At 35.7% G+C, this 12,256-nt stretch carries 11 protein-coding genes; 2 read left to right on the top strand and 9 right to left on the bottom strand.

What is annotated here, in order from left to right:
- Positions 1-64: 64 nt before the first annotated feature.
- From ACHZAX_RS04225 to gldF, 6 genes are all read right to left on the bottom strand, one after another.
- Entirely contained in the window at positions 65-1,861 is a 1,797-nt protein-coding gene (locus ACHZAX_RS04225) for an AMP-dependent synthetase/ligase (protein ID WP_320018134.1), read from the bottom strand.
- A 233-nt stretch (positions 1,862-2,094) separates the two neighbouring features.
- The gene (locus tag ACHZAX_RS04220; RefSeq protein WP_320018133.1) at positions 2,095-2,706 is read right to left on the bottom strand and encodes a fumarylacetoacetate hydrolase family protein; all 612 of its coding nucleotides are present in this window, start codon (positions 2,704-2,706) and stop codon (positions 2,095-2,097) included.
- Between the two features lie 10 nt (positions 2,707-2,716).
- Positions 2,717-3,484, bottom strand: coding sequence for a 3'-5' exonuclease (locus tag ACHZAX_RS04215; protein ID WP_101309308.1), 768 nt, complete (start codon positions 3,482-3,484; stop codon positions 2,717-2,719).
- A 99-nt stretch (positions 3,485-3,583) separates the two neighbouring features.
- Positions 3,584-4,714, bottom strand: coding sequence for a DNA polymerase III subunit beta (dnaN, locus tag ACHZAX_RS04210; protein ID WP_101309356.1), 1,131 nt, complete (start codon positions 4,712-4,714; stop codon positions 3,584-3,586).
- Positions 4,715-5,014: 300 nt separating this feature from the next.
- A complete protein-coding gene (gene gldG, locus ACHZAX_RS04205; protein WP_320018132.1) occupies positions 5,015-6,727 on the bottom strand; it encodes a gliding motility-associated ABC transporter substrate-binding protein GldG in 1,713 nt (570 codons plus the stop codon).
- A 12-nt stretch (positions 6,728-6,739) separates the two neighbouring features.
- A complete protein-coding gene (gldF, locus tag ACHZAX_RS04200; RefSeq protein ID WP_320018131.1) occupies positions 6,740-7,471 on the bottom strand; it encodes a gliding motility-associated ABC transporter permease subunit GldF in 732 nt (243 codons plus the stop codon).
- A 196-nt stretch (positions 7,472-7,667) separates the two neighbouring features.
- Between gldF and ACHZAX_RS04195 the strand changes: the two genes are divergently transcribed.
- Together ACHZAX_RS04195 and ACHZAX_RS04190 are read left to right on the top strand one after the other, a co-directional pair.
- Entirely contained in the window at positions 7,668-8,777 is a 1,110-nt protein-coding gene (locus ACHZAX_RS04195) for an acyloxyacyl hydrolase (protein WP_320018130.1), read from the top strand.
- A complete protein-coding gene (locus ACHZAX_RS04190; RefSeq protein WP_320018129.1) occupies positions 8,767-9,510 on the top strand; it encodes a GIN domain-containing protein in 744 nt (247 codons plus the stop codon). Before ACHZAX_RS04195 ends, ACHZAX_RS04190 begins: the two co-directional genes overlap by 11 nt.
- 23 nt (positions 9,511-9,533) lie before the next feature.
- Here the strand turns inward: ACHZAX_RS04190 and lpxB are convergent, their stop codons facing one another.
- From lpxB to surE, 3 genes are all read right to left on the bottom strand, one after another.
- The gene (gene lpxB / locus ACHZAX_RS04185; RefSeq protein ID WP_320018128.1) at positions 9,534-10,661 is read right to left on the bottom strand and encodes a lipid-A-disaccharide synthase; all 1,128 of its coding nucleotides are present in this window, start codon (positions 10,659-10,661) and stop codon (positions 9,534-9,536) included.
- Positions 10,662-10,914: 253 nt separating this feature from the next.
- Positions 10,915-11,214 carry a hypothetical protein gene (locus ACHZAX_RS04180; protein WP_101309314.1) on the bottom strand — a complete coding sequence of 100 codons (300 nt, stop codon included), beginning with the start codon at positions 11,212-11,214 and terminating at the stop codon, positions 10,915-10,917.
- On the bottom strand, positions 11,198-11,980 hold the full coding sequence (surE, locus tag ACHZAX_RS04175; protein WP_320018127.1) for a 5'/3'-nucleotidase SurE: 783 nt from the start codon (positions 11,978-11,980) through the stop codon (positions 11,198-11,200). The genes ACHZAX_RS04180 and surE overlap by 17 nt, the downstream gene beginning before the upstream one ends.
- Between the last annotated feature and the right edge of the window lie 276 nt (positions 11,981-12,256).

Below are 12,256 nucleotides of genomic sequence, written 5' to 3'. Positions count from 1 at the left end.
AAACAAAAAAACTCCGTCAGAAAATTAATTCTGCCGGAGTTTACTAAATAAACTGGTGGGTTTATTATTCTTTATACATCTTATCAATAAGATGTTTGTATTTTTCCTGAATAACTTTTCTTTTCAATTTTAAAGTTGAAGTTATCTCGCCAGCCTCGATCGAAAACTCTTTCGGTAAAAGAGTAAATTTTTTAATCTTCTCGAAACGCGAAAATTCTTTTTGCATTTCCTCAAAACGTTTTTCGAAAAACTCTATTATTTGAGAATTACCCAATAACTCTTCAATGGTTTCAAAACCAATATTATTCTGTATTGCATATTTTTGGAGAGGTTCCATTGCCGGAACTGCCAAAGCCGTTACATACTGCCTGCAATCACCAATTACAGCTATTTGCTCAATAAACTGATCGTTAACCAAGGTTTTTTCCAACTTTTGAGGAGCAACATATTTTCCTCCCGAAGTTTTCATCAAATCTTTAATCCGATCGGTGATGGTTACAGCACCATTTTCATCAATTCTACCTGCATCACCAGTACAAAACCAACCATCCTTTATTACTTCAGCAGTAGCTTCAGGTTTCTTGTAATATCCCCGCATAACACCGGGTCCTTTCACTAAAATTTCATCGTTATCACCAATTTTAATCTCAGTTCCAACAATTATACGCCCTGTTGTGTTAAAATCTATGTACTTATCACCGTACAAACATACAGTTGCCATGGTTTCGGTTAAGCCATATCCCATTTTTACATTTAAACCAGTGGCATGAAAATATTCAATAATATTTGAATCTAACGGAGCTCCGCCACAAGGCATAAAATTTATTCTGCCACCAAATATATCACGAAGTTTACTCAGTACTAATTGATCAGCAAGCTTATGCTTGAATTTCAAACTTGCAGGAACTTTCTTCTCAAACAGGAGGTATTCATTATAATATTTACCGCCAATTTTAATCGCCCAATTCATTAAAGATCTCTTTACAGCTGAAGCACCTTTACTTTTTTCCTGAATGGCCGCATAAATTTTCTCGTAAATTCGGGGAACCGTACACATTAGGGTAGGTTTCACTTCTTTCATCGCATCACCAATCTTTTTAGGATCAAGATTGAAATAAATTTCTATTCCACGATGAAAGCAGAAGAAACACCAAATTCGTTCATAAACATGGCTTAAAGGCAAAAAACTAAGAGAAACATCTTTATCAGATACATTCAATTCCTTATCATGTGAGACCAGTACACTTGAAATATTGTTGTGATCGATCATTACTCCCTTTGGTTCTCCTGTTGTTCCCGAAGTATATATCAGAGTAGCAAGATCATCTAATTCTGCTCTTCCAAACCGTTCTTCAAAAGCAGCACCATTCATAGCATTCTTTCCATAAATCAAGAACTCATCCCAATGCATTGATCTTTCAAAATCGGACAATACAATATCCTTATCAAAAGCAACAATCATTTTAACATGAGGAACTGTCTTAATTAATTCCACTGCGCGATCATACTGCTCTTGTTCTCCAACAAAAATAACCTGCGTTTCAGAATCTTCAATGATATATTTTGCTTCTGCTGTTGAATTCGTTGGATAGATTGGAACAGTTACACCCCGCACACACATAATCGCCAAATCGGCCGTAATCCACTCCGGCATATTTTGTGAGAATATAGCAACCATTTGCTTTTCCTCAACACCTATTTTTATCAGCGCTTTTGATATTTGCCGAATTTCCAATCCAAATTCAGTCCAGGTTACACCAACCCATTCCCCACTTTTTTCATCCTTATAGTGCATAGCAATTCGATCTGAATATTTTTCAATACGATCTCGAATTAATTTGCCCCAATGTTGATATTCCATAAAAGTCATTTAGTTGTGATATTAGCGCAAAGATAGTGATGTTTCCTTACTATTAAAAGGTTTTCGAAAGCAAAGCCAATAAGCTAAAGTGTTAAATATCATAGAAATAGAACATCTCTCAAACAAAACATCATCAAAGTAGTTACCTCTCAACAGGTTATAAAAAAACGACCGTAAACATAAGTGTTTCGGTCGTTCCATATATTAAATAAAGAAATAATACAGTATTTTACTTAGCGAATGCTAAAATCCATCATTTTCTCCCCTTCCATCTCAGCAATCAGATGATCACCGATTTTAACCGGCCCTACACCTTCCGGTGTTCCTGTATAAATCAGATCTCCGATTTTCAGCGTGAAATATTGTGACAAATACGAGATCAGATAATCAATTGAAAAAATCATATTTGAAGTATTACCTGTCTGCACCCGATTTCCATTTATATCCAAATGAAAATTCAACTGATTAACATCCCTGAACTTATCTTTCGATATAAATTTACTGATTGGTGCAGCACCATCAAATGCCTTTGCTTTTTCCCATGGCAAGCCTTTCTTTTTACATTCAGCTTGAATATCCCGGGCGGTAAAATCAATGCCCAAACCGATTTCATCGTAATACCTGTGAGCAAATTCCAAAGGTATGTTCTTACCTACTCTACAAATTTTCACCACCACTTCCACCTCATGGTGAATGTCCTTTGAAAAGTCAGGATAGTAAAAATCATTATTGTTTTTTAGAAGTGCAGAGTCGGGCATTGAAAACACCACAGGCTCTTCAGGAACCGGATTATTAAGCTCCTTAGCATGATTTTCGTAATTTCTTCCTATTGCTAAAATTTTCATCAATAATCTATTACTTATTAAACCCTCTCAATTTAATCTCTGTAAGCACTTTTTTGGTGTACAATGGAAAATCACTGTTCATCACCCAACCATAATAACCAGGTTGATCAGCCAATACTTTTTCTACAGCCACACCTTTATTTTTTCCAAAATTAAATGTTTCAATCCCATTTTCATCCTTGATAATAAAACCGGCGAAATCAACATTATTATTCTGAGATGAATACTTAGACAAATAATCGATATCATTTTCAAGATTGTCGTACTTGTCTAACTGTGATTTTAAAACTTCATACGTCGCCTTTGTATCTGCCTCGGCACCATGAGCACCTTCTAGTTCTTTATTGCAATAAAACCTATAGGCTGCAACAAGTGTGCGCTGTTCCATTTTATGAAAAATAGTCTGCACATCCACAAACTTTCTTTTTTTCATGTCAAAATCAATATCCGCACGTAAGAACTCCTCTGCCAGTAAAGGGAAATCAAATCGGTTGGAATTATATCCGGCCAAATCGCACCCTTCCAAATATTTTGCAATAGTTTTACCTACTTCTTTAAACAATGGTTCGTTTTTAACATCCTCATCAGTTATGCCATGAATAGCACTTGACTGAGCCGGAATTGGCATTCCCGGGTTTACCCGAAAGGTCTTCACCTCTTCACCACCATTAGGATTCACTTTTACAATACACATTTCTACAATACGATCTTTCGCAACATTAATTCCTGTTGTTTCAAGGTCGATAAAGGCAATTGGATTCTTTAAATTCAAATTCATGATATTCTTATGAAATTTAGCTTGTGACAAAAATATAAAACCCAACAGAACTTTACGTTCTGCTGGGTTATTTTATTTCGTAATCATATAAATCTTTGCTTACGCATTAATCATCATTGGCATTAACAACATCAACACATCCTCGTCGGCATTATCATTGTCGTAAGGCAGGAAAATACCTGCTCTTGTTGGATCAGATAATTCAACCATAACATTTGAGGACGAAATATTAGACAAAATCTCTAACAAAAATACCGATTTAAATCCGATTTCCAGATCCTGTCCTTCATACTGGCATTGTAATCTTTCTCTTGCTGATATTGAAAAATCAATATCCTGAGCAGAAACAACCAGTTCATTTGCTTTCAATTCAAATTTAATTAGGTTACTTGCCGGATTTGAAAATACAGAAACCCGTCTTAATGTATTATATAGTTCAACCCTGTCGATCGTTAATTTATTAGGATTGGTTTTAGGAATAACCGAGTTGTAACTTGGATAGTTTCCTTCAACCAAACGACAAATCAACTTATAATTCGACAAAGTAAAAAAGGCATTTTTCTCATCAAACTCTACGCGAACAGGATTCGTTTCTTTCGGAAGAATATTACGCAACAGCGATGCTGGTTTCTTTGGTAAAATAAACGATGATTCAACCTCGGATCTTCCGTCCAGTCTTTTGTAACGAACTAATTTATGAGCATCCGAAGCTACAAAAGTAAGGTCGTTATTTCCCAATTCTACAAAAATCCCGTTCATCACCGGACGAAGTTCATCATCAGCCGTTGCAAACAATGTTTTATTGATACCAGTTAACAGAACTGAACCTTCAACCGAAATATTCACCAAATTGGTTTCCTGTTTTACAGGAAGTTTTGGAAAATCTTCTCCGTTCTGTCCTACAATACTAAACACCCCGTTTTCGGAAGTAATTTTTACTGCCAAAGAAGTCAGATCGATATCGAATGTAAGTGGTTGCTCTGGAAATTCTTTTAAAGTATCAGTCAAAATTTTAGCTGGAAAAGCAATTACCCCTTCGCCTACCGAAGTCTCTAATGGAATAGTAGTAATTAAGGTAGATTCTAAATCCGAAGCAGTAGCTACCAATTTATCATTTTTTAATTCAAACAAAAAATTGTCGAGAATAGGTAAGGTATTCTTACTACTAATAACACGACTAATTGCCTGTAAATGACTTAACAATTCTGTACTTGATACTACAAATTTCATTTGCATAATATTTTAAAATTAACCAAAAATTCAAAATCAGTAACCCTTACACTGGAAATATTCAATTGTGGCAAAGGGCAAATAATAAGTGGTGAATATACAAATTTATTAAGGAATCCTGACAATCTTCATTCAAAAAACAAAGCTGGTTCCAGTAAATAAAATCACTATTTGATTGAATGGATGTTATTTACCATTATTACTCTTTATTGCACCACAATAAAAATCATAAAAAAATAAAACTCAGAATAAAAGAAGACCTTCTTAAACTTTATTTTAGTGGCGGCAAAAATAGTATTTCTAAGCAATATTTGAGTCAACCGATGACGCAAATTTTCGTTTTCTGATATAGAAACGAACAAGCCCAAAAACAAGAAGTAGAATTAAAGGCAGCAACACATTCACAAGCTGCCAAAACAATCTTTCCGATCGGATTTTTGTTTTGTTCAGCATTCTTAATTTCACCTCGCGCGACCGCAATTCCATCCACCCATTATCATCACACAAATAATCAACACAATTAAGCAGAAAGCTCCTGTTGCCATATGTTGATTTACTATATCTATCGTATCCCAGAGCTTCAATCTGGCGATTATTCCCCACTCCTCTTACTCTGTTCTTAATTACATCACCATCCGATATTATAATCATTTTAGTTGGAACACTTTCCGTTTTAAAATCATTTTTATTGATTCCTTTCCAGATTCTATTCTGAAAAACAGATGGAAATACCCCTTCTAATAAAACCGCAATATTTTTTGAGCCGGCAGGAAAATCGGCAGCCTCCATTTTTTGATTTACAATATTCAGGCTAATTGGCTTAGGAACTTTTTCAAGTCTTGTATATTCTGAACTGGCCAATAAAACCTGTTTTTTTATCTGTTTATTATCGCCTACAAAATCAATCGAGTTTGCAAACTCAGCTTTTATCACATTTAATTTTCGTGTAATTGGATGAGAATCGGGAGCTGCCAAAAGTGGTGAGTAATACCATGGTGCCGGTGTAAACTTGGCTGGCTGACCAGGCAAAGCTGTCTGCACAGGAATCAGCTGACTCTGAACATCCATCACCAAATCAGGATTAATTCTTACACCATATTTAAACAATTGGTCTTCCATATTTAACGGCTGAAAAAAGGCCATTGTACTCTCCTTAGTCACCAAACTATCCATCGAAGCAATCACCTCATCAACCAGCCACATCACACGTCCGCCATTCATCACGTACTGATCGATCTGATATTTATCTTCTTCGGAAAACTCCTTACGCGGCTGCGCAATTACCAAGGCTGAATACCGATTTTTTTGAATATTTAAAGACTGAGCATGAATTCTTTTTACTTCATAACGCTGCAGAAGAGAAGCTGTAAAATCAGCAACTTCATACTCTCCCAATTCGCCATGTCCGGTAAGAAATGCTATTTCTTTTGGCTTATTATTCTGAAGCATCCTAATTGCCGAGGTCAGTTCAAACTCCAACTCTTCAATGGAATGATTTAAATTTTGGTCGGATGATAAACCAGCCACACTTTTTAATAAATGAACACTTGTCTCCTTCTCTCTGTCATGAACAATAATTCCCGGAACCACCAACTTCTGATTTAAGCTGCCATCAGTGGTTTTCTCCTGCAGATTAATTGGTTTCAAGCCTCTACTCACCAATTGATCAAGAAATTCTTTTCGCTTTTTCGGATTAGAAACATCATTAGGATTGATCAAAGAATACGATATATTAACATTGGAGCAGGACGAAAATTCATCAATCATTTCCAAACAGGCCTTTTGCAGTTTTGTGAATCCGTAGGGTAAATCTCCCGAGAGATATACTTCAAAATACAAGTCCTTCTCTAAATGAGACACCAACTCTTTTGTATTATCCGATAAAGAATATCGTTTTTCGGAAGTCAAATCCAAACGGAAAAAATACACTTGTAAAACTTGAATAACAATTACCAAAGCCAACAGCGATATCAGTAATTGAAAAAGGTCTTTTAATTTTCTATTTTGTACCATATCTAAATTCAATTACCATTTTCTACTCTTAAGAACTGTCCGTGTCAGCAAAAGAAAAGCCGTTATAATCCCTATAAAATACAGCAAGTCCCGGGAATCAACAATTCCTCTTGAAATGGATCTGTAATGTTCATTAATTCCCATCGAAACAATCAGGTTTTGCAAGTATTGCATGCTGTTAATCTCACCTATATAATCGAAACCAATAAAGAAAATGAAACAAAACACCAAAGCCAATAAGAAAGCAACAATCTGATTATCTGTTAATGAACTGGCAAACACACCTATCGAAACATAAACTCCTGCCAATAAGAACAGACCAATAAAAGATCCCCAAAATGCTCCGGAATCAATACTCCCAACAGGACTGCCCAAATAATAAATGGAGTAGTAGTAAACCAGACAAAACAATAGAGAAAATGTAACAACAGCAAGACCTGCAAAATATTTTGCCAACACAACTCCCATATCGGATATTGGACGAGTCATTAAAAGTTCAATTGTACCCTGTTTTTTCTCTTCTGCGAAAAATCGCATGCATACTGCCGGTATCAAAAACAAATAAATCCAGGGTGCCATTTCAAAAAGAACATCCAAATTCGCATATCCTGAGTCCAAAGGATTTGAATTGCCTGGAAAAACCCAAACAAACAATCCTGTTGCAATTAAAAATATGGAGAGAATTAAGTACCCTGAAATTGAGCTGAAAAAAGTCCTGATTTCCTTGCTAAGCAGTGGCAACATATATTTAAGTTCTGGTTAAAATTCTTATTCTACAAATTTGCAAAATTATTCCAGTTGAAAAAAACTCTTTGCGAAATCAATTTAACTTACATAAATTTGATCCGTGATTACAAAATTCAATTGAAAACGATACTTTTTCAGATAAATTCTAAGTTAACATTTTAACAATGAGCTTTGATGAAATCAATACCATAAAATGAAAAACTACTTTCTCCTTTTTATATTTTTTGTTTTCTGTAAAAGTGCATTTACTCAAGGAAAGAACAATAAGGACATATTCACAACTACTATTCGATATCATTACGGAGTGGTTATGCCTCATCATAAATCCATCAGCTATTTAATAAATGATCAAATTTCTGCCGTAGAATTAAATATGGGTTACATACCATCGAATGAAAAAAACTGGGCTAAGTTGTACAAACAACCTGAAATTGGCCTTGGATTGTATCATGGCAGTTTGGGCAACGATAAGGTATTGGGGAATGTAACCGCTATTTTTCCATACATAAACTTCCCCCTATCACGAGGTAATAAATGGGAAATTAACGCACAATTGGGCATTGGGCTTGGTTATACAAAAAAACACTTCGATCCGGTTAGAAACTACACAAACCTGGCCATCGGAACCAAATTCAATGCTTTTTTTAAATTAATTGCTCAGGGAAGTTATTCAATCAATTCTAAATGGGGAATTAATGCGGGACTTGGATTCAATCACATTTCAAATGGTTCAATTAGTGCTCCCAACAAGGGACTAAATATTTTAACAAGTAATTTTGGGGTAAAGTACTATTGGAATGAAAAAAGCAGAAAATCCTTCACCCCGGCAGTAAGAGAAGAGAAATTACCCAATGAATTTATATTGATTTATGGCAATGGAATTAAGCAGGCTTCGGAGAAAGATCATCATAAATATTACACATCCAGCGTAACAGGGAATTATTCTTTCGGAATTAATGCAAAACAAAAAATAGGCTTTGGAATTGATTTATTTTACAATAAAGCAGCCAACAGAGGAAAATGGGATTTTGAACCTGAGACGGACTTTGAAAATCGTTTTAGTCAAGCATTTTTTATTTCTCATGATCTTGTTATAGAGAAATTTAGTATTATTGCCAACATTGGCGTTTACACCTATTATAAAACAGAGCCTGAGAAACCTGTTTATACGCGACTTGGCATTCGCTACAGACTTAATAAGCATTTAGTAACCAGTTTGAGCTTAAAAGCACATATGGGAAAAGCTGATTATATAGAATGGGGAATCGGGTATCGAATCAAAAGAGATAAAAGTGAAAAATAAAATTTACATATTCGTTTTATTACTTCTCACACTAACATCTTGTGAAACTCTGAATCCTTTTGAAAATGAAGGAGAGTACATGGTAAAAAGGATTGATCTGCCTGAGATTTCCAGTATTAAAAATCTCAACACATTCAAAATAACATTAGTGAAAGATGAAGAAGAATTTCTTCTGTTAAAAGGTGGTGAGAACATTATTTCAAAAGCCTCTGTTGTTATAAGCGATCAAAACCTTACTATTAATCATACTCATAAAAACAATCTTAAAATTTTTGATTTAATCGAAGCTGAAATTCATTTAAAAGAACTCAAACTAATTACAGCAGATGCTCCGGCTTCTTTTTCCAGCAAAGGAGTATTAAGTGGAAATCGATTGGATATCGACATCACTTCAGAAAGTGAATTGATAGAAATGAAGCTGGATTTAAAGTATGATTTCCTCGATTTTCATTCTTTTGGAACGGCAGCAGGAGGATATGAATTTAAAGGCATTTGCCCAACTTCAAATTATGTATTGAACGGCATTATCAACATTAAAGCTTCTGAGTTACAAAGCAAGAAAGTAAATCTGGCACAAAATGGAATAGGCGAAGCGCATGTTTGGGCCGAAAATGAACTAAACGTAACCGTTTACAGCAGCGGAGATATTTATTACACTGGAAATCCGGACATTGAAATTAGTAGAGTTCAGGTAAACAACCAAAGTCCAACCGCAAAGATATTGCCGGAATAGCATGCTGCAATTTGTCAGCTTTTCTACCGCTGCAAATCTTCGTAAATCATTTTAGCAAAGCGTGCAGATGCTCCTGCACCACCTAATTTTTCGTTTAACAGCTGATAATCGTAGAGCATTTGAATGCGGTACTCTTTATCGAAAAGAATTTGATTTAGTTCCTGAGTAATCATCTCTTTATTGCAGGTGTGCTGAATCAGCTCTTTTACAATTAAGCGATCCATAATTAAATTAACGAGCGAAATGTACTTCACCTTTAAAAGCCGCTTCCCGATTGTAAATAACAGCTTCCCTCCTCCGGTTAAATAACAAACTACCTGAGGAATACGAAGCAATGCCGTTTCCAGAGTTGCAGTGCCCGAAGTAACAACAGCGGCTTTCGCTTGCTGCAGCAAATCATAGGTTTGCCCATAAACAAATTGCACATTTTGATCGCCAACCACAGAAGCATAAAATTCCGCATCAATTGATGGAGCGGCTGCAACTACAAACTGATGATCAGGAAAAGAATCTGCACATTCCAACATTACAGGCAACACCCGCTCAATTTCCTGCTTACGCGATCCGGCAAGTAAAGCAATAATTGGTTTTTCACTCAGTTTGTTTCTTTTAATAAAATCAGGGAAACCTTCCTCTTTATTGTGGCGATTCTCAAGCGCATCCAAAAGTGGATTACCACCAAAACTTACCTCAAAATTGTGCTTCTGATAAAATTCAGTCTCGAAAGGAAAAATGGTAAACATCCTATCTACATAGGCTTTAATCTTCTTCACCCGGGATTCTTTCCAAGCCCAGATTTTAGGCGAAATGTAGTAATGAACACGGAATCCATGCTTTTTGGCAAATTTTGCCATACGCAAATTAAATCCTGGGTAATCAACCAAAATCAAAACATCCGGATTAAATTTCAGCAAATCTGTTTCACAAAGAGAAAAATTCGCTTTTATCTTTCCCAGATTCTTCACCACAGTCAAAAAACCCATAAAAGCAGTTTCGCGATAATGCTTTACCAGTTCGCCCCCCTGTGCCAGCATTAAATCACCTCCCCAAAATCGAAATTCAGCTTCCGGATCCTGAATTTTCAATTCTTTCATTAAATTCGATGCGTGAAGATCTCCCGATGCCTCCCCGGTGATGATATAGTATTTCATGTGTTTATAATTTTAAGTTTTTGCCACATGGAACTTACCATTATAATCATTTCCCTGTGTGTTGAACGCTTTCTACATGGACGTTTCATTTTTTTCAGCAATTAGTACAGAGTAAATAGTACTTAGATAATTTACAGCCTTGAGTAGTAATTAAAGATTGTTTATAGTTTTATAATGGAGACTGAACAATTTACAAATTCAAGATCCTTCACAAAACTAATTACTAAAAACAAGTTACTAACTACTCCCCTTGTTACATTCCAAAACGGAACACCATTATCGCCAGAGAATATAATATTGTTGCCAGCAACACTCCTCTTGCTGCCTTCAACAGATCTGTTTTTATAAAAAGGAAAAAGAAAACAATGTTCCCAAAATACACTCCAAGTGCCATTACCTTTGTGTAAATTTTATGAACCAGCAAACTGTCGATAAACGTCTCTAAGCTCATCTCGGCTTTAAATCTGACAGCAAAGACAAGAAAAATTGAGAGAATAGGAACCAAAATCCCAATAATCAATCCCAAAGGGGTTGAATTAATCCTGGACTTCATAATTCCATTTTTTTAAATTCTCTAATAAATCGTGTGCTGTCATATCAATTTGAGTTGGAACCACCGATGCATATCCATTTTTAATGGCCCACTCATCGGTTTCCTCATTATGAGGTTCTGCATTCTTAAAATGTCCGGTCAACCAGTAATAATCTCCTCCAAAAGGATCTTGTCTGTGATCAAATTCCTCATTCCATCTGCCGGCAGCCTGTCGGCACACACGAATGCCTTTGATCTCATCTTTAGGGAAATTCACATTCAAACAAACACCAGCTGCTATTCCATTCTGCAACAAATTAGCGAATATTTTACGGCCATACTTTACTGATTGGGTAAAATCAGCATCAGCATCAAATACATTCAATGAAAATCCAATGGATGGAATTCCATTGATGCAGCCCTCGATAGCAGCGCCCATTGTGCCGGAATATAAAACACTTACCGATGTATTTGCGCCATGATTAATCCCTGAAACCAGAAAATCCGGTTTTTTGGGTAATATCTTATTCAATGCGAGCTTAACACAATCAACAGGTGTTCCTTTACAACTGTAAATATGAAGATTCTCTTCATCCCGAACCTTTTTAATTCGAATAGGAACCTCAACAGTTATGGAATTCGATTTGCCGGAATTTGTTCGGTTTGGCGCTACCACATAAATATCTCCAAAATCTTTAACCATAGCAACCAAAGCCTTTATCCCTTTGGCATTAAGTCCATCGTCATTCGTTACAAGTATGATTGGTTTCTCTTTAGCTTCGCTCATAATTCTGTTTTGATAATTCTACAAATATATTCGAAATAGGGGCAATAATCAATTTCCTGGAACGATAAATATTTTAACCACAAAGGAAACGCGAAGGATTTCACAAAGAAACACAAAGCAAGGTGTCAAATGTCTCAACTTATAAAAAGAAGAACCACAGAGGCACTGAGGAAAAACTTCATAAACCCCGGTGTGCTCAGTGTTTAGTTTTCTGTTAGATTTAAACTCCTTTATTCTTGGAGTTACCTGGTGCTGTACTTTTCTCTTTGTGCTTAA

The sequence above is a fragment of the Labilibaculum manganireducens genome (genome assembly GCF_963665805.2).
Taxonomy (GTDB): domain Bacteria; phylum Bacteroidota; class Bacteroidia; order Bacteroidales; family Marinifilaceae; genus Labilibaculum; species Labilibaculum manganireducens.
Note: the sequence above shows the minus strand (reverse complement) of the source record. Positions and strands in the feature narration are given on the sequence as shown.

What these genes read in the sequence shown, in the direction of transcription:
- ACHZAX_RS04225 (WP_320018134.1), bottom strand. Translation starts at nt 1,861, where the DNA reads ATGGAATATCAACATTGGGGCAAATTAATTCGAGATCGTATTGAAAAA.
- ACHZAX_RS04220 (WP_320018133.1), bottom strand. Translation starts at nt 2,706, where the DNA reads ATGAAAATTTTAGCAATAGGAAGAAATTACGAAAATCATGCTAAGGAG.
- ACHZAX_RS04215 (WP_101309308.1), bottom strand. Translation starts at nt 3,484, where the DNA reads ATGAATTTGAATTTAAAGAATCCAATTGCCTTTATCGACCTTGAAACA.
- dnaN (WP_101309356.1), bottom strand. Translation starts at nt 4,714, where the DNA reads ATGAAATTTGTAGTATCAAGTACAGAATTGTTAAGTCATTTACAGGCA.
- gldG (WP_320018132.1), bottom strand. Translation starts at nt 6,727, where the DNA reads ATGGTACAAAATAGAAAATTAAAAGACCTTTTTCAATTACTGATATCG.
- gldF (WP_320018131.1), bottom strand. Translation starts at nt 7,471, where the DNA reads ATGTTGCCACTGCTTAGCAAGGAAATCAGGACTTTTTTCAGCTCAATT.
- ACHZAX_RS04195 (WP_320018130.1), top strand. Translation starts at nt 7,668, where the DNA reads ATGAAAAACTACTTTCTCCTTTTTATATTTTTTGTTTTCTGTAAAAGT.
- lpxB (WP_320018128.1), bottom strand. Translation starts at nt 10,661, where the DNA reads ATGAAATACTATATCATCACCGGGGAGGCATCGGGAGATCTTCACGCA.
- ACHZAX_RS04180 (WP_101309314.1), bottom strand. Translation starts at nt 11,214, where the DNA reads ATGAAGTCCAGGATTAATTCAACCCCTTTGGGATTGATTATTGGGATT.
- surE (WP_320018127.1), bottom strand. Translation starts at nt 11,980, where the DNA reads ATGAGCGAAGCTAAAGAGAAACCAATCATACTTGTAACGAATGACGAT.